20 protein-coding genes are annotated in these 24,205 nt (G+C 59.5%); 5 read left to right on the top strand and 15 right to left on the bottom strand.

Going from position 1 to position 24,205, the window contains the following annotated elements; translation table 11 throughout:
- Positions 1–93: 93 nt before the first annotated feature.
- The 14 genes from wbpB to mtnA all read right to left on the bottom strand — a co-directional run bounded on the left by wbpB (position 94) and on the right by mtnA (position 17,953).
- On the bottom strand, positions 94–1,044 hold the full coding sequence (gene wbpB, locus LOY67_RS08165) for a UDP-N-acetyl-2-amino-2-deoxy-D-glucuronate oxidase (protein ID WP_265066715.1): 951 nt from the start codon (positions 1,042–1,044) through the stop codon (positions 94–96).
- Between the two features lie 73 nt (positions 1,045–1,117).
- Positions 1,118–2,431, bottom strand: coding sequence for a UDP-N-acetyl-D-glucosamine 6-dehydrogenase (gene wbpA / locus LOY67_RS08160; RefSeq protein ID WP_265066714.1), 1,314 nt, complete (start codon positions 2,429–2,431; stop codon positions 1,118–1,120).
- Between the two features lie 606 nt (positions 2,432–3,037).
- The gene (locus tag LOY67_RS08155) at positions 3,038–4,099 is read right to left on the bottom strand and encodes an LPS O-antigen chain length determinant protein WzzB (protein ID WP_265066713.1); all 1,062 of its coding nucleotides are present in this window, start codon (positions 4,097–4,099) and stop codon (positions 3,038–3,040) included.
- A gap of 193 nt (positions 4,100–4,292) precedes the next feature.
- Entirely contained in the window at positions 4,293–4,517 is a 225-nt protein-coding gene (locus LOY67_RS08150) for a LapA family protein (RefSeq protein ID WP_265066712.1), read from the bottom strand.
- Between the two features lie 26 nt (positions 4,518–4,543).
- Positions 4,544–4,840 carry an integration host factor subunit beta gene (gene ihfB, locus LOY67_RS08145; RefSeq protein ID WP_003183877.1) on the bottom strand — a complete coding sequence of 99 codons (297 nt, stop codon included), beginning with the start codon at positions 4,838–4,840 and terminating at the stop codon, positions 4,544–4,546.
- 134 nt (positions 4,841–4,974) lie between these two features.
- Positions 4,975–5,253 carry a hypothetical protein gene (locus LOY67_RS08140; RefSeq protein ID WP_265066711.1) on the bottom strand — a complete coding sequence of 93 codons (279 nt, stop codon included), beginning with the start codon at positions 5,251–5,253 and terminating at the stop codon, positions 4,975–4,977.
- A 223-nt stretch (positions 5,254–5,476) separates the two neighbouring features.
- Entirely contained in the window at positions 5,477–7,171 is a 1,695-nt protein-coding gene (gene rpsA, locus LOY67_RS08135) for a 30S ribosomal protein S1 (RefSeq protein WP_024778729.1), read from the bottom strand.
- Positions 7,172–7,291: 120 nt separating this feature from the next.
- Complete coding sequence (cmk, locus tag LOY67_RS08130; RefSeq protein WP_265066710.1) at positions 7,292–7,981, bottom strand: (d)CMP kinase; 690 nt, start codon at positions 7,979–7,981, stop codon at positions 7,292–7,294.
- The gene (locus LOY67_RS08125; RefSeq protein WP_265067720.1) at positions 7,978–10,185 is read right to left on the bottom strand and encodes a bifunctional prephenate dehydrogenase/3-phosphoshikimate 1-carboxyvinyltransferase; all 2,208 of its coding nucleotides are present in this window, start codon (positions 10,183–10,185) and stop codon (positions 7,978–7,980) included. Before LOY67_RS08125 ends, cmk begins: the two co-directional genes overlap by 4 nt.
- 28 nt (positions 10,186–10,213) lie before the next feature.
- Positions 10,214–11,326: a histidinol-phosphate transaminase gene (gene hisC / locus LOY67_RS08120; protein WP_265066709.1), complete on the bottom strand. Its 1,113-nt coding sequence runs from the start codon at positions 11,324–11,326 to the stop codon at positions 10,214–10,216.
- Between the two features lie 14 nt (positions 11,327–11,340).
- Positions 11,341–12,435, bottom strand: coding sequence for a prephenate dehydratase (gene pheA, locus LOY67_RS08115; RefSeq protein WP_024778725.1), 1,095 nt, complete (start codon positions 12,433–12,435; stop codon positions 11,341–11,343).
- Positions 12,435–13,520 carry a 3-phosphoserine/phosphohydroxythreonine transaminase gene (gene serC, locus LOY67_RS08110; protein ID WP_265066708.1) on the bottom strand — a complete coding sequence of 362 codons (1,086 nt, stop codon included), beginning with the start codon at positions 13,518–13,520 and terminating at the stop codon, positions 12,435–12,437. Before serC ends, pheA begins: the two co-directional genes overlap by 1 nt.
- 228 nt (positions 13,521–13,748) lie before the next feature.
- A complete protein-coding gene (gene gyrA, locus LOY67_RS08105; RefSeq protein ID WP_265066707.1) occupies positions 13,749–16,430 on the bottom strand; it encodes a DNA gyrase subunit A in 2,682 nt (893 codons plus the stop codon).
- A gap of 446 nt (positions 16,431–16,876) precedes the next feature.
- Positions 16,877–17,953 carry an S-methyl-5-thioribose-1-phosphate isomerase gene (gene mtnA / locus LOY67_RS08100; protein ID WP_265066706.1) on the bottom strand — a complete coding sequence of 359 codons (1,077 nt, stop codon included), beginning with the start codon at positions 17,951–17,953 and terminating at the stop codon, positions 16,877–16,879.
- Between the two features lie 105 nt (positions 17,954–18,058).
- Between mtnA and LOY67_RS08095 the strand changes: the two genes are divergently transcribed.
- The 5 genes from LOY67_RS08095 to LOY67_RS08075 all read left to right on the top strand — a co-directional run bounded on the left by LOY67_RS08095 (position 18,059) and on the right by LOY67_RS08075 (position 23,084).
- Positions 18,059–19,390, top strand: a complete 1,332-nt coding sequence (locus tag LOY67_RS08095) for a TRZ/ATZ family hydrolase (RefSeq protein ID WP_265066705.1) — start codon at positions 18,059–18,061, stop codon at positions 19,388–19,390.
- 62 nt (positions 19,391–19,452) lie between these two features.
- Complete coding sequence (gene ubiG, locus LOY67_RS08090; RefSeq protein ID WP_003183893.1) at positions 19,453–20,151, top strand: bifunctional 2-polyprenyl-6-hydroxyphenol methylase/3-demethylubiquinol 3-O-methyltransferase UbiG; 699 nt, start codon at positions 19,453–19,455, stop codon at positions 20,149–20,151.
- A gap of 4 nt (positions 20,152–20,155) precedes the next feature.
- Positions 20,156–20,827: an N-acetylmuramic acid 6-phosphate phosphatase MupP gene (gene mupP / locus LOY67_RS08085; protein ID WP_265066704.1), complete on the top strand. Its 672-nt coding sequence runs from the start codon at positions 20,156–20,158 to the stop codon at positions 20,825–20,827.
- Positions 20,828–21,053: 226 nt separating this feature from the next.
- On the top strand, positions 21,054–21,794 hold the full coding sequence (locus LOY67_RS08080; RefSeq protein ID WP_265066703.1) for a YciK family oxidoreductase: 741 nt from the start codon (positions 21,054–21,056) through the stop codon (positions 21,792–21,794).
- Between the two features lie 363 nt (positions 21,795–22,157).
- Positions 22,158–23,084, top strand: a complete 927-nt coding sequence (locus LOY67_RS08075) for a GGDEF domain-containing protein (protein ID WP_265066702.1) — start codon at positions 22,158–22,160, stop codon at positions 23,082–23,084.
- Between the two features lie 275 nt (positions 23,085–23,359).
- Here the strand turns inward: LOY67_RS08075 and LOY67_RS08070 are convergent, their stop codons facing one another.
- Entirely contained in the window at positions 23,360–24,130 is a 771-nt protein-coding gene (locus LOY67_RS08070) for a TenA family transcriptional regulator (protein WP_413776167.1), read from the bottom strand.
- Positions 24,131–24,205: the final 75 nt, after the last annotated feature.

Here is a 24,205-nt window from a genome sequence, read left to right as displayed (position 1 = left end):
TTGTTGAAATTATCGTTCGACACGCTGGTTCGAGATCCTGCTTGGGAAGTATGAAAACAGGTGGCGCAAGGCCACCCGTGCTGCCTCGCCCTGTCAGCGAGAAAGAGCTTGGACGAACGGATGCGCTTCGTTGTCCGCTGCCACGACGATGGCCGCACTGCGAATGGTATTGACAGTCTCCACGCAATGGCGAGCATCCTCGATGCCATAGCCACGACCAGCCAGGACTTCCTCGTAGCTGGTGGTGTGCAGGTCAGTGAAGCCTTCGGAGAACTCCATTTCCTCGCCGTTGACGGTAATCGAACGGTAAGTCGGCTTCTTGCCCTTCACCGATTCCGGCAGGTCATTGGCGTCGACCGACAGGAACCAGCGTACGCGTGCTTTCTCGTACTCCAGGTAACCAGCCGCCTTGTGTTCGGAAGTGAAGTGCACAACGTTACGCTGCAGCTTGCCGAAGATGAAATGCAGCATGTCGTAGAAGTGCACGCCGATGTTGGTGGCTACGCCGAACGACTTGCGCGGGTCCCCTTTCCAACTTTGCAGATACCACTTGCCGCGGGAGGTAATGTAGGTCAGGTCGACTTCGTACTTGTGCGGGTTGTTCTCGCGGGCAACCTTGTCCTTCAAGGAAATGATTGCCTGGTGATGGCGCAGTTGCAGGATGTTGAACAGGCGCTTGCCGGTTTCCTGCTCGATCAGGACCAATTGGTCCAGTTGCTGCGGTGTCGGTACGAGCGGTTTTTCGCAGATCACGTCACAGCCCAGGCGCAGGCCGGCGGCAATGTGCGGGTGGTGCAGGTAGTTGGGCGAACAGATCGACACGTAATCCAAGGCGGTCGCTGGGTCGCGCTTGAGGCCGTGGGCGTGATCAAGGAAGAATTCGAACTCGGTGAAGAATTCGCTTTGCGGCGAAATGCTGTCGATGATGCCTACCGAGTCATTGATATCGTAGGCAGAGATTAGGCGGTTGCCGGTATCTTTAATGGCGCGCATATGCCGAGGGGCGATATAGCCTGCGGCACCGATGAGAGCGAAGTTTTTCATGGGGCTTCCTTTGAAAACGAAGGAATCCGCCTGGCCTTGGGGCACAGGCGGATCGACGGGAGAGCGATGCTGATCAGGCTTTGACGATGTGCGTGGCCGGGGTGCGGTATTTACCACGGCTGTCAATGATCAGCTTGGCCTTGGACTCGATCAACGCATAGTCGAACTTGTCATGGTCGGTCGCCAGGACGACTGCATCGAAGCTTGCCAGGTTCTCGGCAGTCAGCGGCTCGCTGTCCAGTTCGAAGTGATGCTCGCGCATTTTCGGGAATTGCGGCACATGTGGGTCGCTGTACGCGACGACACCGCCCTTGGCCTCGATGAGTTCCATGATCTCCACGGAGGGCGATTCACGCATGTCGTCGACGTTTTTCTTGTAGGCAATGCCCAATATCAGGATCCGGCTGCCCTTGAGCGCCTTGCCCGATTCGTTCAGGCCATCCATCAGCTTGTTCAACACGTACTCAGGCATCGCCTGGTTGACTTCACCGGAGAGTTCGATAAAGCGGGTGTGCAGGCCATATTCGCGCGCCTTCCAAGTCAGGTAAAAGGGATCGATTGGAATGCAGTGGCCGCCCAGGCCAGGGCCAGGGTAGTAAGGGGTAAAACCGAACGGCTTGGTTGCCGCGGCATCGACCACTTCGAAGATGTCGATACCCATGCGATCAGCGACGATCTTCATTTCGTTGACCAGGCCGATGTTCACCGCTCGATGGATGTTTTCCAGCAGCTTGGTCATCTCGGCAGCTTTGGTGGAGCTGACCTGTACAACCTGGTCAATGGCTTGCTCGTACAGGGCAACACCGACCTCCAGGCATTTTGGCGTGTGACCACCGATGACCTTTGGAATGGTACGGGTTTCGAAGTTCGGATTGCCCGGGTCTTCGCGCTCTGGCGAGTAGACCAGGAAGATGTTCTCACCGACTACCAAGTCACCTTCCTGCATACGTGGCAGCAGCTCTTCTTCTGTCGTGCCAGGATAAGTGGTGCTTTCAAGAGAAACGACCTGCCCCGCTCTTAGGTAAGGTTTAATTGCATCAGTAGTATTTATCACGAAACTCATATCCGGCTCGCGATACTTATTTAACGGCGTAGGCACACAGAGAATCAGTGCATCACATTCAGGCACCCGAGTAAAATCGGTAGTCGCTTCAAACCCACTTTGGCAAGCGACCTCAATTTTTTCACCTGGAATGTGCTCAATGTAGCTCTTACCTGAGTTCAATAGACTGACTTTTGAACTATCGATGTCGAGTCCAATCACTTTAAACCCAATCGCATTGTAGCGTAGCATCAAAGGCAGGCCGACGTATCCAAGACCGACGATACCGATAACGGCCTTTTTTTCTTTGAATTTGGCGACGCTCGCCTGCTTTATGCTCGACATCCAACTCTCCATTTAACTTGTCAAAATCATCTAATTGTTAGAGGTCTGATCCAGGCCCAGCCTCTACCATAGCGGCAGCTAAAGCCCTTCCCTACCTACGAGACTGACGCTGAGCGCTGTCATTTCATTCCTTTCTCGTTCCAGACCTCGCAAATGGCACGACGCCCACGACCAAGCCTAATGCTCCCCCAACGCCGCACGGTTTGTCGCTGACAACCGCTAGCACATGCTCACCAAGTCATCACAGACCGCCATTATGCCCGCTACGTAAAAAAATGGCTTTCTCGGATTGTACCTTCATGAGCGTCCCACTTGCTTTCGCTGGTTTTTTCATTAGCTAGCTTTGTTTTTTGCCATCACTATAACATCAATCACTGAGCGCCAGTGCATCAAGCAACCACCCGCCCCCACCCTAGCGGTCTGCATGATAACTCTAATATCACTCAACTATCGTTGGCGGAGCAATAACCTCATCCTCGCTCCGATAGGGTTAGTTTCTTCTATCAACAAAAAGCCCATCTTTACAAAGATAACCTTCATAAAGACGGGCTTAAACACAGCTATTCGACGACGATCGGCGCAACAGGAATATCTAATCGTTACTAATCACCCTATGCCTGCGCCTCGTTGCTCTTTGTTTCGGTTTATAACAACTCGAATCAAGGCCATGAAACCACCTAACAATCCACCTGCAATGACACCCAACAATAAAGCCAACATTTTTCTTGGCTTAATCGGACTCTCCGGCACCTCGACACTGCCATCCTGCCGATAAACGGAAATACGCTCAGAATCAATATTCAACTTACGATAAAAGTTGTAGCGCATCTGCAACGCCCGAAGACCTGAAATAAATGCATCATCAGAGGCCCTCGACTCCAGCACATTGACTTCCGCCGCCAGCGCCTTGCTGCCTCGCTGGTAATCCATTTTGTTACCCGTATCTACAGTTATATCAACCGAAGCAGAAGAGTTTATAGTCGGAGTCGTCAAGCCGATCGCCTCAGCGATCTTCAGCGCCTCACGCAGCTGTTGAATCCGATCCTCGCGCAACCTCTGTGCGGTTTCACGCAAGCTTACGATCCGCTGCTCGATATTACGTGCTCTTACAGAAGCCTCAGTCGTAACGTTCTTGATAAGCTCCGACTCAGCAGCTTCACTGGCACGTTGCACATAGGCTTTGGCCCACTCTGTCGCCCGGACAGGGTCGCCACCTTGAACAGTTACCGAGAACCGATCAGGAGTGTCTTTACCTGGCCCCCTGACGACCAGCTCTCGAGAGAAACGCTCATACACACGATCAAGCGCTCCCTTTCGCTGGGATTCATCAAGCGAAGGAAGATAGACTTCGTTGAAGAATTTTTGACGAATAGACTCAGCCTGAAGATTCCGAGCAAACACATCGTAAACATGCTTGATGGAATACGCATCCAGCTCAGTGCTCTTCGCCCGCCCATAATTCAACTCGGCAATTCCATTCTGAGTTGGCGGCATAATAAAAAGTTTCGCTTCATAAACTGGCTTACTAAGAAATGCGTAGGCTGCCGCACCAATAGTGACCAACAACGTCACACCTATGATCAACCACTTCTGAGCCCAAAGCCCACGCACTAGCTCTATCAGATCAATTTCATCAGAACCACGCACTTCAGCACGATCATTTTGCATGTAGGGCCTCGCCTCCTTTGTTTGACATCACGCTTGCAAACAAACAGAACGCATTAAGAGGCAGGACAGCAGGCAAAGCCCCAGGAGATATTGAAGCAAACTGATTTAAATTAAGCACAAACTAAAATACCTGTAGTCATAAAAATTGTTGGCAGCGATCCTTACTCCAAGACTACCAGGCTCACACACTCCGTTATTTCAATCGTCGCCGCACCCCAATGAACCACGTCAGCAACGGACCAAAGATCATACCCGTCAGCAACGCCAGCAGCACGAAAACCGAAACCGGAAGCTGCGGGGCCGACCAACCCAGAAACAGCAGGGCGACAGGCTGATTATTTTCGAGCACGAACAGAACGATGGCTGCGGCAACGAGCAGCGCTAATACGACAAGCGCCAGACGCTTAAAGTTCCCCATGAATACCCCTTATTTTTGATGCGTTGTCAAAACTCGTCACCCTCCTCCTCATTTACCCGATCCCTGAGCTCTTTGCCCGGTTTGAAATGAGGTACGAATTTGCCATCCAGACTCACGGACTGACCGGTCTTGGGATTACGCCCTACCCGCGGAGCACGGTAGTGCAGGGAAAAGCTGCCAAAGCCACGGATCTCGATACGATCTCCGGTCGCCAGGCATTGAGACATTTGTTCAAGCATAGTCTTGATGGCCAGCTCCACATCCTTGGATGAGAGCAGCCCTTGATGGGTGACAATTCGTTCGATCAACTCCGACTTCGTCATATTTTTCCCTTCTTTTTCAAGCAGCTAGATCAGTGCTTCGAAAGGTTTTAGCATGCTCTGAGGAATTTGAACAGCCCACATATTGACAAATCTTCCGCGCTCCTTTTCGGGGCAAGCCGCAGAAACCTTCCGGGCTAACGACACATCACCAACATCGTCCGGGTCACATAACCTGCCGGATTGAAACCGAAGGGATACGGGCTTTCATCCTTTGCGTCGTCGGATCGGGTAATCACCTTATAACCGACCCCTTTGCACTCCCTGGCAGCCCGCTTGTGGCACTTCTCCCAGCCGGAGCCCAGCCCTGAGCAATCGATCTCGATGCCACTGACACCGTGCACTGCGTGGGTCCTGGCGCTTGTGGAGCAACCTGCGAGCATCAAGAGCACTAACACAAGAAAGAGTTTGTTCATTCAAGTCCTAAGGCATGAGGCCCATCCAAAATCGAAACAGCCTCTGGGCGCTATACAGATGGCTGATCCGCTTAATAAAAGAGACATCTCTATCAAAGAGTTGGTTTCATCGCAGCAATGCGCAAGAACGCTGACGGGCCTCACGCAGGACTTGAAAAATAATCGGAATCGCAGCCACAAAAAAGGGCGACCGAAGTCGCCCTTTTTTACAGAAAGTCAGAACTTAGTTCTGTTTTTCCGCTTGTGCAGCACGCAGCAGGTCACCCAGGGTGGTGGCTACTGGAGCATCCGAAGCAACTGGCTTGTCGCGCAGGCTCTGGATAGCTTCTTTCTCGTCTTCAACGTCTTTCGACTTGATCGAGAGCTGGATTACGCGGCTCTTGCGATCAACGCTGATGATCTTGGCTTCTACTTCTTCGCCTTCTTTCAGAACGTTACGTGCGTCTTCAACGCGGTCACGGCTGATTTCGGAGGCTTTCAGAGTCGCTTCGATATCGTCGGCCAGGGTGATGATGGCGCCTTTGGCGTCAACTTCTTTCACGATGCCCTTAACGATTGCGCCTTTGTCGTTCTCTTGGACGTACTCGGAGAACGGATCGCTTTCCAGTTGCTTGATACCCAGGGAGATGCGCTCGCGCTCTGGGTCAACCGACAGGATAACGGTATCCAGCTCGTCGCCCTTCTTGAAGCGGCGTACGGCTTCTTCGCCCACTTCGTTCCAGGAGATGTCGGACAGGTGAACCAGGCCGTCGATGCCGCCGTCCAGACCAATGAAGATACCGAAATCGGTGATCGACTTGATGGTGCCGGAGATCTTGTCGCCCTTGTTGAACTGGCCAGAGAAGTCTTCCCATGGGTTGGACTTGCACTGCTTGATGCCCAGGGAGATACGACGACGCTCTTCGTCGATGTCCAGAACCATGACTTCCACTTCGTCGCCGACTTGTACGACTTTCGAAGGGTGGATGTTCTTGTTGGTCCAGTCCATTTCGGAAACGTGCACCAGACCTTCAACGCCTTCTTCCAGCTCAGCGAAGCAGCCGTAGTCGGTGAGGTTGGTAACACGAGCGGTGACGCGAGTGCTTTCTGGGTAACGGGCTTTGATAGCGACCCATGGATCTTCGCCCAGTTGCTTGAGGCCCAGGGAAACACGGTTGCGCTCGCGATCGTACTTCAGAACCTTGACATCGATCTCGTCACCAACATTGACGATTTCCGAAGGATGCTTGATACGCTTCCAGGCCATGTCGGTGATGTGCAGCAGGCCATCGACGCCACCCAGATCGACGAATGCGCCGTAATCGGTGAGGTTCTTGACGATACCCTTGACCTGTTGGCCTTCCTGCAGCGATTCCAGCAGAGCTTCGCGCTCGGCGGAGTTTTCGGCTTCCAGGACACTGCGACGGGAAACAACAACGTTGTTGCGCTTCTGGTCCAGCTTGATGACCTTGAATTCCAGCTCTTTGCCTTCCAGGTGCGTGGTGTCACGCACTGGACGGACGTCAACCAGGGAACCTGGCAGGAACGCACGGATGCCGTTAACGTCGACAGTGAAGCCGCCTTTAACCTTACCGTTGATAACGCCCTTGACCACTTCCTCAGCTGCGAAAGCCGCTTCCAGAACGATCCAGCATTCAGCGCGCTTGGCTTTTTCACGGGACAGCTTGGTTTCACCAAAGCCATCTTCAACCGAGTCCAGAGCAACGTGAACTTCGTCACCGACGTTGATGTTCAGCTCGCCAGCATCGTTGTAGAACTGCTCAAGCGGGATGAGTGCTTCAGACTTCAGACCAGCGTGAACGGTTACCCAGCGAGCCTGGTAATCGATATCAACGATAACACCGGTGATGATGGAGCCTGCCTGAAGGTTCAGGGTTTTCAGGCTTTCTTCAAAGAGTTCCGCAAAGCTTTCGCTCATTTTAATTCCTGTTGATTGGGGCGAAGGATACGCCCGGCTCCACACCCCAGACGGTGTGGGTTGGTTTCATATAGAAGAAGCACCGCAGGACTATGACTGGTCCCCTGCGGAGCTTCCTGGTCACCCGGCGATATCGCGAATGGCGATCTCGCTCATGATGCGTTGCAACACCTGGTCGATGGACAACTCCGTGGAATCCAGTTGTATCGCGTCAGCCGCCGGCTTGAGCGGGGCTACTGCGCGCTGGGTGTCACGCTCGTCGCGTGCACGGATCTCATCTAGCAGACTCGACAGACTAACATCCTCGCCTTTGCCCTTCAACTGCAAATATCGGCGACGAGCCCGCTCCTCCGCGCTGGCGGTGAGGAAAATCTTCAATGGTGCGTCCGGAAATACCACCGTGCCCATGTCGCGACCATCGGCCACCAGCCCCGGCTGCTCCAGGAATGCGCGCTGACGCTGCAACAACGCCTCACGCACCGCCGGCAGCGCCGCGACCTGGGAAGCCCCGGCCCCAACGGCTTCGGTACGGATGACATCGCTGACTTCGTCGCCTTCCAGGATGATCCGCTGCAGTTGACCGTCGGTCGCTGCAATGAACTGCACATCCAGGTGCGCCGCCAGGGCCTTGAGCAACTCTTCGTTGGTCAGGTCCACGCCATGGTTACCGGCCGCAAATGCCAGCAGGCGGTACAGGGCCCCCGAATCGAGTAGGTTCCAGCCCAGTTGCCTGGCCAGGATCCCGGCGACGGTGCCCTTGCCCGAGCCGCTTGGGCCATCGATGGTGATGACCGGTGCCTTGATGTTCACGACTGTGCCTCTTGTGCCACTCGAATGCCAACCTGCGCGCACAGCGCCAGGAAGTTCGGGAACGACGTCGCGACGTTGGCGCAGTCATGGATGCGGATCGGTGCGCTCGCACGCAGGGACGCAACACTGAAGGCCATGGCGATGCGATGGTCGCCGTGGCCATGGACTTCGCCGCCACCGATCTGGCCGCCGTCGATGATGATACCGTCCGGCGTCGGCTCGCATTTGACGCCCAAGGCCAGCAAGCCATCCGCCATCACCTGGATACGGTCCGATTCCTTGACCCGCAGCTCTTCGGCGCCGGTCAGTACGGTCCGCCCTTCTGCGCAGGCCGCGGCCACGAACAGCACCGGGAACTCGTCGATCGCCAGCGGAACCAGCGCCTCGGGAATCTCGATACCCTTGAGTTTAGCTGCTCTTACGCGAAGATCTGCGACTGGCTCGCCGCCCACTTCACGCTGGTTCTCCAGGGTGATGTCGGCGCCCATCAGGCGCAGGATATCGATCACACCGGTACGGGTCGGGTTGATGCCGACGTGCTCGAGCACCAGGTCGGAACCTTCGGCAATAGACGCTGCCACCAGGAAGAACGCCGACGAGGAGATATCGCCCGGTACTTCGATGTGGGTCGCGGTCAATTTGTTGCCGGACTCGACGGAGGCCGTGGCCCCATTGACCGTGACCGGATAGCCGAAGCCGCGCAGCATGCGCTCGGTGTGGTCGCGGGTCGGTGCCGGCTCGGTAACGGTGGTCTTGCCTTCAGCATAGAGGCCGGCCAGCAGCAGGCAGGATTTCACCTGGGCACTGGCCATTGGCATGGTGTAGGTCAGGCCCTTGAGCTTGTTGCCACCGCGAATGGTCATCGGCGGACGACCTTCGGCGGCCGTCTCGATGACCGCGCCCATTTCCCGCAGCGGGTTGGCGACGCGGTTCATCGGCCGCTTGGACAGCGACGCGTCGCCGGTGAGGGTGCTATCGAAATCCTGTGCGGCCAGCAGGCCGGACAACAGGCGCATCGAAGTGCCGGAGTTACCCAGGTAGATCGGGCCTGGCGCAGGCTTGAGGCCGTGCAGGCCGACACCGTGGATCGTCACGCGACCGTGGTGCGGCCCTTCGATGACCACGCCCATGTCGCGAAACGCCTGCAGCGTCGCCAGGGCATCTTCGCCCTCGAGGAAACCTTCCACCTCGGTCACGCCTTCGGCCAGGGAGCCGAGCATGATCGAGCGGTGGGAAATCGATTTATCGCCCGGTACACGAATACGCCCGCTCAGGGAGCCACCAGGTTGTGCCAGGAAAATCAGATCGTTGGAATTCATAGCGTCCACATAGGCCCGACGGGCCAGGATTTTACTGAAATGCTCGCGGGCCACCCTGGCGCGTGTGAAAACGCCCAGCAATTGGTGCCCGTCCCCTGCATCGACCGCGTCGCGCAAGGCGTCGAGGTCGCTGCGAAATGTATCGAGTGTGCGCAGGACAGCTTCGCGGTTGGCGAGGAAGATGTCGTGCCACATGACCGGGTCGCTACCGGCGATTCTCGTGAAATCGCGGAAACCGCCGGCAGCGTAACGGAAGATCTCGAGATTTTCATTGCGTTTGGCCAATGAATCCACCAGACCGAACGCCAACAGGTGCGGCAAATGGCTGGTGGCGGCCAATACTTCATCGTGACGCTCGACCTGCATGTGCTCGACGTCGGCGCCCAGCTCGCACCACAGGAGATCCACCACTGCCAGAGAGGCCGGATCGGTCTGCTCCAACGGCGTCAGGATCACCTTGTGGCGGCGGAACAGTTCAGCGTTGGACGCTTCCACCCCACTCTGCTCAGAACCGGCAATCGGATGACCGGGTACGAAACGCGCCGGCATCCCGCCAAACGCCAAGGTGGCCGCGCGCACGACGTTGCCCTTGGCGCTGCCGACATCGGTCAGGATCGCCTGGCCCAGATCCATGGTCGCCAGTCGTGCCAGCAGTTTTTCCATGGCCAGGATCGGCACCGCCAACTGGATCACGTCAGCCCCCTGACACGCAGCAGCCAGGTCATCTTCGCAGCGGTCCACCACGCCCAACTCCACGGCCAGCTTGCGCGACTGCGGATCCAGATCCACGCCGACGACTTCGCGGCACAGGCCACTTTCGCGCAGTCCCTTGGCAAACGAACCGCCGATCAGCCCCAGGCCGACCACTACCAGGCGACCGATCATAGGTGCGGCAGGTTGCAGTGAAGTGACATCAACCACGAGCCAGGACCTTGCTCAACGCCTCGAGGAAACGGCTGTTTTCCGCTTGCAGGCCAACGGTGATGCGCAGGTGGTTCGGCATGCCGTAATTGGCCACCGGACGTACGATCACACCTTCACGCAACAGCCCCTGGAACACCGGTGCCGCAACGCGACCCAGGTCGACGCAGATGAAGTTGCCTTTTGACGGAATCCAGCCCAGGCCCAGTTCGCGGAAACCCGCCTCCAGCTGTTGCATACCGGCCTCGTTCAACTGGCGGCTCTGCGCCAGGTATTCCTCATCCTGCAGCGCAGCGCAGGCGGCGGCCAGGGCGAAGCTGTTGACGTTGAACGGCTGGCGCACGCGGTTCAGTACGTCGGCCACCACGGCGGTGGACAGGCCGTAGCCGACCCGCAGCGACGCCAGGCCATAGGCCTTGGAGAACGTGCGCGACACCAGCAGGTTCGGGTAGGCCGCGAGGAAGTCCAGGCCATCGGGCAGGTCGCTGCCTTCGGCGTATTCGATGTAGGCCTCGTCCAGCACCACCAGCACGTGCTCCGGGACGTCCTGCAGGAAGTCGTCCAGGGCCTGGGCGTCGAACCAGGTGCCGGTCGGGTTGTTCGGGTTGGCGATGAAGACGACACGGGTATTGGCATCGATGGCCGCCAACATGGCCGGCAGGTCGTGTCCCCACTCCTTGGCCGGAACCACGTGGGCGTCGGCACCTACGGCCTGGGTGGCAATCGGGTAGACCGCGAACGCGTGCTCGCTGAATACCGCGTTGAGGCCCGGCGCCAGGTAGGCACGCGCCACCAGCTCAAGGATGTCGTTGGAACCGTTGCCCAGGGTCACCTGGTTCAGTTCCACGCCACAGCGCTCGGCCAGCAGGCTCTTGAGCGAAAAACCGTTACCGTCGGGATAGCGGGTCAGTTCGGCCAGCTCGTCACGGATCGCCGCCAGCGCCTTGGGACCGGCACCCAGCGGGTTCTCGTTACTGGCCAGCTTGACGATGCTGGCCGGGTCCAGATCCAGCTCGCGAGCCAATTCGTCCACAGGCTTGCCCGGAACGTAAGGCGAAAGTTGTTGCACGCCTGGCTGTGCCAGGGCGAGGAAGTTGCTACTCATTTTGCTATCCGCCCTTAAAGAACTGCCTTGGGGTAGGAACCCAGCACCTTGAGTGCCACCGCTTCCTGACTGATTTTCTCCAGCACACCTTTTACCAGTGGGTCGCGGTGGTGGCCGACGAAATCGATGAAGAACACGTAGGTCCATTTACCGCTGCGCGACGGACGGGTCTCGATCCGGGTCAGGTCGATACCGTTGTCGTGGAACGGCACCAGCAGTTCATGGAGCGCACCGGGCTTGTTGCTCATGGAAACGATGATCGAGGTCTTGTCGTCGCCGGTCGGTGGCACTTCCTGGTTGCCGATCATCAGGAATCGCGTGGAGTTGTCCGGACGATCCTCGATTTTCTCGGCCAGGCGGGTCAGCCCGTAGAGGCCGGCCGCCATGTCGCCGGCAATCGCCGCCGAGTTCCACTCGCCCTTGACCCGCTTGGCCGCCTCGGCGTTGCTCGATACCGCCACGCGCTCGACATTCGGATAGTGGGCGTCCAGCCACTTGCGGCACTGGGCCAGGGACTGGGCGTGGGAATAGATCCGGCTGATGCTGTCGGTCTTGGTGTTCTCGCCCACCAGCAGGTGATGGTGGATGCGCAGCTCGACTTCGCCACAGATCACCATGTCATGCTCGAGGAAGCTATCCAGCGTGTGGTTGACTGCGCCTTCGGTGGAGTTTTCCACCGGGACCACGCCGAAATTCACCGCTCCGGCCGCGACTTCGCGGAAGACTTCGTCGATGGCCGCCATCGGCTTGCTGATCACCGCGTGCCCGAAATGCTTCATGGCTGCGGCCTGGGTGAAGGTGCCTTCAGGGCCCAGGTACGCCACTTTCAGCGGCTGCTCGAGGGCCAGGCACGACGACATGACTTCGCGGAACAGCCGCGCCATTTCTTCGTTGCTCAGCGGGCCCTTGTTGCGCTCCATGACGCGCTTGAGCACCTGAGCCTCACGCTCGGGGCGATAGAACACCGGCACTTCACCTTCAGCCAGGGAAGCCATTTTCACCCGGGCAACTTCCTGGGCGCAGCGCGCGCGCTCGCTGATCAGCTCCAGGACCTTTTCGTCCAGGGCATCGATGCGCAGGCGCAGCGCCTTGAGTTCTTGCTCTGACATCAGCCGTGTTCCTTCTCGAACTCTGCCATGTAGGCGATCAGTGCGTTGACGGCATTGATGTCCACGGCGTTGTAGATGGAGGCGCGCATGCCACCGACCGAGCGATGGCCCTTGAGGTTCAACAGCCCGCGCTCGTCAGCGCCCGCCAGGAACGGCTTGTCGAGACGGTCGTCGGCCAGGCGGAACGGTACGTTCATCCAGGAGCGGTCGGTCCTGTTGATCGGGTTGCTGTAAAGGCCGCTGGCGTCGATGAAGTCGTAGAGCGTGCGCTGCTTCACTTCGTTGAGCTTGCCGATGGCTTCGACACCGCCCTGCTCTTTCAGCCACTCGAACACCAGGCCGGACAGGTACCAGGCCAGTGTCGGCGGCGTGTTGTACATCGAACCGTTGTCGGCCGCGACCTTGTAGTTGAGCATGGTCGGGCACAGGGAACGGGCATGACCCAACAGGTCTTCACGGATGATGCTGACCAGGATACCGCTCGGGCCGATGTTCTTCTGGGCGCCGGCGTAGATCATGCCGAAACGGGAGATATCCACAGGGCGCGACAGGATGTCCGAAGACATGTCGGCCACCAATGGCACGTCGCCAGTTTCCGGGATCCAGTTGAATTCCAGGCCACCAATGGTCTCGTTCGGCGCGTAATGAACGTAGGCCGCGTCCTTGGACAGGTTCCACTCGTTCTGGCCGGGAATGGCGAAATAGTCGTAGGGCTTGGCGGTGGCGGCAACGTTGACGTGGCCGTAGCGCGAGGCTTCTTCAATGGCTTTCTGCGACCAGATGCCGGTGTCGATGTAGTCGGCCTTGCCGTTTTCCGGCAGCAGGTTCAATGGAATCTGGGCGAACTGCTGGCTCGCGCCCCCCTGCAGGAACAGCACCTTGTAGTTGGACGGGATGTTCAGCAGATCGCGCAGATCCTGCTCGGCCTTGGTGGCAATGGACACGAACTCATCGCTGCGATGGCTCATTTCCATGACGGACAGGCCCTTGCCATGCCAGTCGAGAAGTTCACCCTGGGCGCGCTTCAGGACCGCTTCAGGAAGCGCCGCCGGGCCGGCACAGAAGTTATAGGCTCTCTTGCTCACATCCAATCTCGCTCTGATCTGGTGGTCACATAAATCTTGTGCTCTGCACATACCCAATGTGGGAGCGAGCCTGCTCGCGATAGCGATGAAACAGTCAGCATTGATGTTGAATGTCAGTCCGTCATCGCGAGCAGGCTCGCTCCCACAGGGGTTATGTGCAGTGTCGCAAATTTTCAAAAGGGACAAACAACAAGGGGGCGAATCTTCATCCGCCCCCTGCGTGTCCGCTTATTCCTGCGGTTCTTCTTCGTCTGCGGCAGCGTCGAGCGATTGATCGTCGCCAGTCATGTCGTCGACATCGGCACCCAGGGTACCGTCGAACGCCACGTCTTCCTCGCCTTCCAGCTCCTCGCCTTCCAGCTCCTCGCCTTCGACTTCCGACGGCTCCTGGACCCGCTCAAGCCCCACCAGCGTTTCATCGCTGGCCAGCTTGATCAGCGTCACGCCCTGGGTGTTACGGCCCAGGCTCGACACTTCGTCGACCCGGGTACGCACCAGGGTGCCCTGGTCGGAGATCAGCATGATCTCTTCGCCATCGAGCACCTGGACCGCACCGACCAGACGGCCGTTACGCTCGTTGCTGACCATGGCGATCACGCCCTGGCCGCCGCGCTTGTACTCGGGGAATTCGCTGATGGCGGTACGTTTGCCATAACCACGCGCCGAAGCGGTAAGGATCTGGCTGCCTTCTTCGGGGATCAGCATGGAAATCAGCTTCTGGCCTTCCGGCAGACGCATGCCGCGCACACCGCGGGCGGTACGGCCCATGGCGCGAACGTCGGATTCCTTGAAGCGGGTGACCTTGCCACCGTCGGAGAACAGCATGACCTCACGCTCGCCGTCGGTGATGGCGGCGGAAATCAGCACGTCGCCTTCATCCAGCTCCAGGGCGATCAGGCCCACGCTGCGCTGGCGGCTGAAGGATTCCAGCGGAGTCTTCTTGACAGTGCCGTTGGCGGTTGCCATGAAGATGTAGTGGCCTTCGGTGTATTCCTCGACCGGCAGCATGGTGGTGATGTACTCACCATCGTCCAGCGGCAGCAGGTTGACCAGCGGACGACCACGGGCAGCGCGGGATGCTTCGGGGATTTCGTAGGTCTTGAGCCAGTACACCTTACCCTTGCTGGAGAACAGCAGCAGCGTGGTGTGGCTGTTGGCAACCAGCAGGTGGGCGATGTAGTCCTCGTCCTTGACGCCGGTGGCCGACTTGCCTTTGCCGCCGCGACGCTGGGCCTGGTAGGCGGCCAGCGGCTGGGTCTTGGCGTAGCCGCCGTGGGAGATAGTCACCACGCGGTCTTCTTCCGGGATCATGTCACCCAGGGTCAGGTCCAGGCGCGCATCGAGGATCTCGGTGCGGCGCACGTCGCCGTATTCGGCGCGGATCACTTCCAGCTCTTCGCGGATCACTTCCATCAGGCGCGTGGCGCTGTTGAGGATGCGGATCAGCTCGCCGATCTGGTTGAGGATCTCCTGGTACTCGGCCAGCAGCTTCTCGTGCTCCAGGCCGGTCAGGCGGTGCAGGCGCAGTTCCAGGATGGCTTGCGCCTGTTCCGGGGACAGGAAGTACTTGCCGTCGCGCAGACCGTATTGCGGGTCGAGGTTCTCCGGGCGGCAGGAGTCGGCGCCGGCGCGCTCGACCATGGTCATCACCGCACTGGATTCCCAAGGCGTGCTGACCAGCGCTTCCTTGGCTTCCGACGGCGTCGGCGAGGCCTTGATCAGGGCGATGACCGGGTCGATGTTCGACAGAGCAACGGCCTGACCTTCAAGGATATGACCACGCTCGCGGGCCTTGCGCAGTTCGAACACGGTGCGGCGGGTGACCACTTCGCGACGGTGACGCACGAAGGCTTCCAGCAGGTCCTTGAGGTTCAGGATCCGCGGACGGCCGTCGATCAGCGCGACGATGTTGATACCGAACACGCTTTGCAGTTGGGTCTGGGCATAGAGGTTGTTGAGGATCACCTCAGGCACTTCGCCACGACGCAGCTCGATCACGACGCGCATGCCGTCCTTGTCGGACTCGTCCCGCAGCTCGGTAATGCCTTCGAGCTTCTTCTCCTTCACCAGCTCGGCGATCTTCTCGATCAGGCGGGCCTTGTTCAACTGGTACGGGAGTTCGGTGATGACGATCTGCTGGCGGCCACCGACCTTGTCGATGTCCTCGACCGTCGAGCGGGCGCGCATGTAGATACGGCCGCGACCGGTGCGATAGGCCTCGATGATGCCGGCGCGACCGTTGATGATCGCCGCAGTCGGAAAATCGGGACCCGGGATGTATTGCATCAGCTCATCGACAGTCAGCTCGGGGTTGTCGATGAGGGCCAGGCAACCGTCGATGACTTCACCGAGGTTGTGCGGCGGGATGTTGGTCGCCATGCCCACGGCGATACCGCTGGAGCCGTTGACCAGCAGGTTCGGGATACGGGTCGGCATGACCGCCGGGATCATTTCGGTGCCGTCGTAGTTCGGCACCCAATCCACGGTTTCCTTGTGCAGGTCGGCCAGCAGCTCGTGGGCCAGCTTGGTCATGCGCACTTCGGTGTATCGCATGGCCGCGGCGTTGTCGCCGTCCACGGAACCGAAGTTGCCCTGGCCGTCTACCAGCAGGTAGCGCAGGGAAAATGGCTGCGCCATCCGGACGATGGTGTCGTACACCGCAGTGTCACCGTGAGGGTGATACTTACCGATCACGTCACCGACGACACGGGCGGATTTCTTGTACGGCTTGTTGAAGTCGTTGCCCAGCTCGCTCATCGCGAACAACACGCGCCGGTGCACGGGCTTCAAGCCATCGCGCGCATCCGGCAGCGCCCGCCCGACGATCACGCTCATTGCGTAGTCGAGGTAGGACTGTTTCAGCTCGTCTTCGATATTGACCGGGAGGATTTCTTTGGCCAGTTCGCCCATGAGAAGCCTGATTCCTTTTTCTGGTGAAACCTCGTCACATCCAGACGGGACGAACGAAGCTCGCCGCTGCAGGACAAGAGCCGTGCAGCGACTTACGACAAATCAACGAGTTATGCCATGGATCTGCGCAGTAAAGACCGCTTGGTGAAGCGGCCCTGGAAACCGCCGGATGTTATCACAAGAGCCGCCACGCACCTATCCCCCAGATGCGCATGGAGCATAGTTAGTTGACCGGTGACAGGCTGGTAGGGGACGAGAGGGGCTTAGAGGCGCTGCGACCGAAGAATTTGCGCTCGAATGCAAGAAGATTTATAGGTTTCAAGGGCCTCATCGCGAGCGGGCTCGCTCCCACAGGGATCTCTGTATGCCTGAGATCCTGGATACAACACGATCCAATGTGGGAGCGAGCCTGCTCGCGATGGCGACTGATCAAGCGTCAAAAAACCTCAATGCAACCGCTTGCGACACATCAACTGCGCCATCTTCGCGGTATCCGGACGCTCGACGATACCCTTCTCAGTGACGATGGCGTCGATCAGGTCCGCCGGGGTGACGTCGAACACCGGGTTGAACGCCTCCACATCCGCGCCGACCCGCTTGCCGCCGACTTCCAGCAGTTCGCGCCCGTCGCGCTCTTCGATCGGGATGTCTTCGCCGCTGGCCAGGTTCATGTCGATGGTCGAACTCGGCGCCACCACCATGAAGCGTACACCGTGGTGCATGGCGCAGACTGCCAGTTGATAGGTGCCGATCTTGTTCGCCACGTCACCGTTGGCGGTGATGCGGTCGGCGCCAACGATCACCCAGGTCACACCCTTGGCCTTCATGATATGGGCGGCAGCGGAGTCGGCGTTGAGGGTCACAGGAATGCCCTCGTTGGCCAGCTCCCAGGCCGTCAGGCGCGAACCCTGCAGCCATGGACGGGTTTCGTCGGCGTAGACCCGCTCGACCATCCCCTCGATGAATGCACCACGAATCACCCCCAGGGCCGTGCCGAAGCCGCCGGTGGCCAGGGCGCCGGTATTGCAATGGGTCAGGATGGCCTGGGCATTGCCCTGATGCTTGCGGATCAGGTCGACGCCGAGCTGGGCCATGGTCAGGTTGGCTTCACGATCGCTTTCATGAATGGCGACGGCCTCGGCCTCGAGGGCGGCCAACGGCTCGGCATGCTTCTTCAAGCGCGCCAGCCGGTCGCGCATCCGATCCAGGGCCCAGAACAGGTTCACTGCCGTCGGCCGGGACTCGGCCAACAAAGCGAAATCGGCTTCCAGCGCCGCTTCCCAGTCGCCGCCCTCGGCCATCCGCGTCCGCGCGGCCAACACCACGCCGTAAGCCGCACTGATGCCGATGGCCGGCGCGCCACGCACCACCATCGCCCGAATGGCTTCGGCCACGCCGGCCGCGCTGGTGTAGGCAATCCAGTTTTCCTCGAACGGCAAGACACGCTGATCCAGCAGGTACAGGGCGCCATCCCGCCAATCGATGGCCTTCACCTTCTCCGCAGCCAACAGTTGATCGCGCATCCCACACTCCGCACTCTTGAACAAAGCCGCCGATTATAGCGATCCCAGCGTGATGACGCTCGGGTATACTTCGCCATCCTTTATAACCCATGGAACCGATCCACGATGCCCAAGCCTGTCGTTGCGCTCGACTTACTATTGCTGCCGACCTGGTTGGTGCCTGTCGAACCCGCCGGCGTGGTACTCAAGGATCATGGCCTGGGCATTCGCGACGGCTGCATCGTGTTCATCGGCCCGCGGGCCGAAGCCCTGGAATGCGAAGCCGCCCAGGTCCGCGAACTGCCGGGCATGCTGCTCAGCCCGGGGCTGGTCAACGCCCACGGCCACGCGGCGATGACGCTGTTCCGCGGCCTGGCCGACGACCTGCCCCTGATGACCTGGCTCGAACGGCACATCTGGCCGGCCGAGGGCAAATGGGTCGATGAAGACTTCGTGCGCGATGGCACCGACCTGGCGATCGCCGAGCAGATCAAGGGCGGCATCACCTGTTTCTCTGACATGTACTTCTACCCCAAGGTTGCCAGCGAACGCGTCCATAACAGCGGCATCCGTGCGCAAATCGCCATTCCGATCCTCGATTTCCCGATCCCAGGCGCCGCCAGCGCCGACGATGCCATTCGTCAGGGCATCGAATTGTTTGGCGACCTCAAGCACCATCCGCGGATCAAAGTCGCATTCGGCCCGCATGCGCCTTACACCGTGGGCGACGAGAACCTGGAGAAAATCCGCGTGATTGCCGAAGAGCTGGACGCGGCCATTCATATGCATGTTCACGAAACCGCCTTTGAAGTGCAGCAGGCTGTGGATAACACCGCCGAGCGGCCGATGGCTCGCCTGGGGCGACTTGGCCTTCTGGGGCCACGTTTCCAGGCCGTGCACATGACTCAGATCAGCGATGAAGACCTGGCCTTGCTGGTAGAAAGCAACTGCAGCGTGATCCATTGCCCGGAATCGAACCTGAAGCTGGCCAGTGGTTTCTGCCCGGTGGAGCGCTTGTGGCAGGCCGGCGTCAACGTGGCGGTCGGCACCGACGGCGCGGCCAGCAACAACGACCTGGACCTGCTGGGGGAAACCCGCACCGCAGCGCTGCTGGCCAAGGCTGTCGCCGGTTCGGCCACGGCCCTGGATGCCCATCGGGCGTTACGCATGGCCACGCTCAATGGCGCCCGGGCGCTGGGCATCGAGGCAACGGTTGGCTCGCTGGAAGTCGGCAAGGCTGCCGACCTGGTGGCCTTCGACCTGTCGGGGCTGGCGCAGCAACCGATCTACGACCCGGTGTCGCAACTGATCTACGCCACCGGCCGCGATTGCGTGAAACACCTGTGGGTGGCCGGCAAACCGTTGCTTGAAGACGGCCGGCTGACCCGCCTGGACGAACAACAACTGACCGCCACGGCCCAGGCCTGGGGTCGCCGCATCAGCGGTCACGACGAATAAGCATGCCTCTGGAGCCACGGCTCGGGGCCACTGATTTTTTCAAGTTTTTCGAGGATCTGCATATGAGCAACGTCGACCACGCCGAAATCGCCAAATTCGAAGCCCTGGCTCACCGCTGGTGGGACCGCGAAAGCGAATTCAAACCGCTGCACGATATCAACCCACTGCGGGTCAACTGGATCGACGAGCGGGTCAACCTGGCCGGCAAGAAGGTGCTCGACGTCGGCTGTGGCGGCGGCATCCTCAGCGAAGCCATGGCCCAACGCGGCGCAACGGTGATGGGCATCGACATGGGCGAAGCGCCGCTGGCGGTGGCGCAACTGCACCAGCTGGAGTCCGGCGTCAGTGTGGAATACCGGCAGATCACCGCCGAAGCCCTGGCCGAGGAAATGCCCGCTCAGTTCGACGTGGTCACCTGCCTGGAAATGCTCGAGCACGTGCCGGACCCGTCCTCGGTCATCCGCGCCTGCTTCCGCATGGTCAAGCCCGGCGGCCAGGTGTTCTTCTCCACCATCAACCGCAACCCGAAGGCGTACCTGTTCGCCATCATCGGCGCGGAATACATCATGAAGCTGCTGCCCCGCGGCACCCACGACTTCAAGAAGTTCATCCGTCCTTCTGAGCTGGGCGCCTGGAGCCGCATGGCCGGGCTGACCGTCAAGGACATCATCGGCCTGACCTACAACCCGCTGACCAAGCACTACAAGCTGGCCGCCGACGTTGACGTCAACTACATGATCCAGACCCTGCGCGAGGAGTAAAGCGATGCGTCTCAAAGCGGTTCTCTTCGACATGGACGGCACGCTGCTCGACACCGCGCCGGACTTCATCGCCATCTGCCAGGCCATGCGTGCCGACCGCGGCTTGCCACCGATCAACACGCAGTACATTCGTGACGAAATTTCCGGCGGCGCCCGCGCGATGGTCGCGGTGACCTTTTCCATGGACCCGGAATCTCCAGGGTTCGAGGAGCTGCGCCAGGAATTCCTCGATCGCTACCTCAAGGGTTGCGCCGTCCATAGCCATCTGTTCGACGGCATGGCCGAGGTGCTGGCCGACATTGAAGCCGCCAACCTGATCTGGGGCGTGGTCACCAACAAACCGGTGCGCTTCGCCGAGCCGATCATGCAGCAACTGGGCCTGGCCGAACGCTCGAAAGTGCTGATCTGTCCGGACCATGTGAAAAACAGCAAGCCGGATCCGGAGCCGCTGACCCTGGCGTGCAAGATGCTCGACCTGGACCCGGCCAGCGTACTGTTCGTGGGCGACGACCTGCGGGACATCGAGTCCGGACGCAGCGCCGGCACCAAGACCTGCGCGGTGACCTACGGCTACATCCACCCGGACGACAATCCCAAGCATTGGGGGGCGGACGTGGTGATCGATCACCCGTTGGCGCTGCGCGAAGTGCTGGATAACGCGTTGTGCAGTTGCTGAGCTGACTACTCCGTGTGGTAAGGCAATATAAGTAGATTTTTTGTGGCGAGGGGATTTATCCCCGCTGAGGTGCGAAGCGCCTCCACGAAATATCCATCACCGCGGTGTATCAAGTAATACGCAGGGGGTCGCTTCGCGACCCAGCGGGGATAAATCCCCTCGCCACAGATAAGTCCCGTCGCCACACCGTGCATCACCACGCATCGTTATGTTTCGTGAGGTTTTTATGTTTGATTATTCCGCCCGCCCCGACCTGCTCGCTGGCCGGGTCATCCTGGTGACCGGCGCCGGTCGTGGCATCGGCGCCGCTGCCGCCAAGGCTTACGCCGCCCACGGTGCCACCGTGCTGCTGCTGGGCAAGACCGAAGCCAACCTGACCCAGGTCTACGATGAGATCGAAGCGGCCGGCCATCCACAGCCGGCGGTGATTCCGTTCAATCTCGAAACCGCCCTGCCCCATCAGTACGACGAACTGGCGGCCATGATCGAAACCGAGTTCGGTCACCTGGACGGCCTGTTGCACAACGCCTCGATCATCGGCCCGCGCACGCCGCTGGAACAATTGTCCGGCGAAAACTTCATGCGGGTGATGCACGTGAACGTCAACGCCATGTTCATGCTCACCAGTACCTTGCTGCCCCTGCTCAAGCTGTCCACGGATGCGTCCGTGGTGTTCACCTCCAGCAGCGTCGGCCGCAAGGGCCGGGCGTACTGGGGCGCTTATGGCGTGTCCAAGTTTGCCACCGAAGGGCTGATGCAGACCCTCGCCGACGAAGTCGATACCGTTGCGCCGGTACGCTCCAACAGCATCAACCCCGGCGCAACCCGTACCAGCATGCGCGCCCAGGCCTATCCGGGGGAAAACCCGCTCAACAACCCGACGCCGGAAGCGATCATGCCGGTCTATCTGTACCTGATGGGGCCGGACAGCAAAGACGTCAATGGCCAGGCCTTCAACGCACAGTAAGCGCTCGCCCCCCCCCACGTTGCGACGGTTTACCGTCGCAACGCTGGAATCCGTCGATACCAAGCCAGGCGAACCGCCAAAGCCATGTCACGCAACCCAGGCGTGATGTTCGCCACATTATTTCACCGCATTGATTTGCAATGAATTTTCCTGAAGTGAACGGACTGGCACGAGTTTCGCTCTGACCTTGTCAAACACGCCATGTCTGGCGGGTAACGGAGGTTGATACGAGCCTGCGTCAGCCAAGGAAAGCAGACTAGACTCAAATCAGCGTCCTACGGGACTGATGGGCCAGTACGACACGTAGCCCAAGCCATCTCACCCAGCCTGCCAGGACAGATTCTGCCTAGGGGCCTACGCCAAATGAAAACGCCCATCCAGACCAACGCGATTGATTTCGACAGCGCCAAATTGCAGCGCCTGGGCTTCGGTCAACCGTCACCGCTCGTGGCACGGTCCGTCAATCTTTCGCAATTGCGTCAGCAACTGGGTCAGCAATTGCAGACCAGCCTGGAGCCGCAGCGGATTCTGGGCCTGTTTTTCCGTGAAGTTCAGCGACTGGTACCGCTGGATGCGCTGGCCTATCAGCACAAGCCCAGCGATCTGCGGCTGGAGTTCGGTCAACGCGGGCATCATCTGCTCAGCTACAGCCTCAGCCATGAAGGCGAACAGCTGGGCGAATTGGTGTTCCGCCGCAACCAGCGCTTCAACGACGCCGAGCAGAGCGATCTCGAGTCAGTGATGTCCACCCTGCTGTTTCCACTGCGCAACGCCCTGCTCTACCGCGCCGCCACCCAGAGCGCCCTGCGCGATCCGCTGACCGGAACCGGCAACCGCATCGCCATGGACCAGGTGATGGAGCGGGAAATCGACATGGCCCGGCGTCATATGCAGCCATTATCGCTGCTGATGCTCGATATCGATCACTTCAAGCGCATCAACGACACCTACGGCCATGGCGCCGGCGACGAGGTGCTCAAGACCGTTGCCGAGTCGGTCAAGGAGCAACTGCGCAATGTGGACATGGTGTTCAGGTTCGGCGGCGAGGAGTTTCTGATCCTGCTTTCCAATACCAGCCGGGAAGCCGCTGCCACGATCGGCGAGCGACTGCGCTATGCCGCCCAACTGCAGGATTATTTCGCTGCCGGCGTCAGGATTGAACTGACGGTCAGCCTCGGCTGCGCAACGCTGCTGCCGGGTGAATCGATGGAAAGCCTGCTGCGAAGGGTCGACAGCGCACTGTATGTGGCCAAGCGCGAAGGGCGGAACCGGTTGGCGATGGCGGGTTGAAAGAAGGTGAGCGCAATCGGATATTAACCGCCCTTCTGTGGGAGCGAGCTTGCTCGCGATAGCGGAGGGTCAGCTTGCATTGATGCTGGATGTACCGACGCTATCGCGAGCAGGCTCGCTCCCACAGGGGATTTGAGGCGGATCAGAGTTGAGTAGTCACTCAAACCAAATGTGGGAGCGAGCCTGCTCGCGATAGCGATCCGACAGCCAACCTCCCCGTTGACGGTCCGAGCACTTCGCGGAGCAGACTCGCTCCCACATCAGTCAGCTAGGCATCAGCTCCCGGCCAGCGCCAGGCGCTCACGGGGGGATACTGACTTTCCGGCAGACTCCGATTGTTCCAGTTGCATGCAGCGCTCCAGGAACAGGTACATGTAGTCGTAGCTCTTGCACACGGCCTGGCGCAGTTCGGCCTGCAAGGCCTTGCTCGGATTCATGCCCGCCAGCGTGCAGATGATTTCCAGCGCTTCCCACGGGTGGGCGTCGTCGTACTGGGCATGCATCTTCAGCCATTTCATGGCGCGCTTGCGATCTTCCTCAGCGAAGGCCGCTGCGTAGATGCCGCTGGAACACACCACCGCCGACCACTCCCCGGTCGCGCCTTCAATGGCATAGTTGGTCGCCGCGATTGCCACGATCAACGAGTCCGAAGAGCTGGTATGCCAGCACCAATGGCTCAATGCGTGGAGTTCGGGCGGTACCTGCTGCGCCTGCAGATCCTCCAGCGTCACCCCATGGGCGGCGCTCCAGTTCACCCAGTAGTCGGCGTGATTGAGTTCGACACGAATGTTGCGCATCAGCCAGCGACGGGCCATGTCCTCGCCGGGATGGCGGGCAAAGCGGGTCTTGGTGAGGTTCTGTGCCATGTATAAGGCGAACTGTTCAACGACCGGCCAACCACCAATGAGGTAGTGGCGCATGGTCTTGGCGCTGAGCTTGTTGTCGCGCATGCGTTGATACAGCTCGTGTTCGACAACCCGGCGCTTGCTCTCGCCACAGTCGGCAATGAGCTGTTGTGCCCATTGCGGATAGCTTGTGGCGTCCATGAGCGGGCCTGTTCGGTTGAATGTGTCGATCACTGTCGGGCTCCTTTTGATTGTGATTTTTTTCGGATCAACAAG

It is taken from the genome of Pseudomonas sp. B21-056 (genome assembly GCF_026016325.1).
Lineage (GTDB): Bacteria > Pseudomonadota > Gammaproteobacteria > Pseudomonadales > Pseudomonadaceae > Aquipseudomonas.
This window is presented reverse-complemented; position numbering and strand designations above follow the sequence as displayed.

Coding starts and splice junctions, on each gene's coding strand:
- wbpB (WP_265066715.1), bottom strand. CDS start 1,044: ATGAAAAACTTCGCTCTCATCGGTGCCGCAGGCTATATCGCCCCTCGG.
- wbpA (WP_265066714.1), bottom strand. CDS start 2,431: ATGTCGAGCATAAAGCAGGCGAGCGTCGCCAAATTCAAAGAAAAAAAG.
- LOY67_RS08155 (WP_265066713.1), bottom strand. CDS start 4,099: ATGCAAAATGATCGTGCTGAAGTGCGTGGTTCTGATGAAATTGATCTG.
- LOY67_RS08150 (WP_265066712.1), bottom strand. CDS start 4,517: ATGGGGAACTTTAAGCGTCTGGCGCTTGTCGTATTAGCGCTGCTCGTT.
- ihfB (WP_003183877.1), bottom strand. CDS start 4,840: ATGACGAAGTCGGAGTTGATCGAACGAATTGTCACCCATCAAGGGCTG.
- LOY67_RS08140 (WP_265066711.1), bottom strand. CDS start 5,253: ATGAACAAACTCTTTCTTGTGTTAGTGCTCTTGATGCTCGCAGGTTGC.
- rpsA (WP_024778729.1), bottom strand. CDS start 7,171: ATGAGCGAAAGCTTTGCGGAACTCTTTGAAGAAAGCCTGAAAACCCTG.
- LOY67_RS08125 (WP_265067720.1), bottom strand. CDS start 10,185: ATGATCGGTCGCCTGGTAGTGGTCGGCCTGGGGCTGATCGGCGGTTCG.
- hisC (WP_265066709.1), bottom strand. CDS start 11,326: ATGAGTAGCAACTTCCTCGCCCTGGCACAGCCAGGCGTGCAACAACTT.
- pheA (WP_024778725.1), bottom strand. CDS start 12,435: ATGTCAGAGCAAGAACTCAAGGCGCTGCGCCTGCGCATCGATGCCCTG.
- gyrA (WP_265066707.1), bottom strand. CDS start 16,430: ATGGGCGAACTGGCCAAAGAAATCCTCCCGGTCAATATCGAAGACGAG.
- mtnA (WP_265066706.1), bottom strand. CDS start 17,953: ATGCGCGATCAACTGTTGGCTGCGGAGAAGGTGAAGGCCATCGATTGG.
- LOY67_RS08095 (WP_265066705.1), top strand. CDS start 18,059: ATGCCCAAGCCTGTCGTTGCGCTCGACTTACTATTGCTGCCGACCTGG.
- ubiG (WP_003183893.1), top strand. CDS start 19,453: ATGAGCAACGTCGACCACGCCGAAATCGCCAAATTCGAAGCCCTGGCT.
- mupP (WP_265066704.1), top strand. CDS start 20,156: ATGCGTCTCAAAGCGGTTCTCTTCGACATGGACGGCACGCTGCTCGAC.
- LOY67_RS08080 (WP_265066703.1), top strand. CDS start 21,054: ATGTTTGATTATTCCGCCCGCCCCGACCTGCTCGCTGGCCGGGTCATC.
- LOY67_RS08075 (WP_265066702.1), top strand. CDS start 22,158: ATGAAAACGCCCATCCAGACCAACGCGATTGATTTCGACAGCGCCAAA.
- LOY67_RS08070 (WP_413776167.1), bottom strand. CDS start 24,130: ATGGACGCCACAAGCTATCCGCAATGGGCACAACAGCTCATTGCCGAC.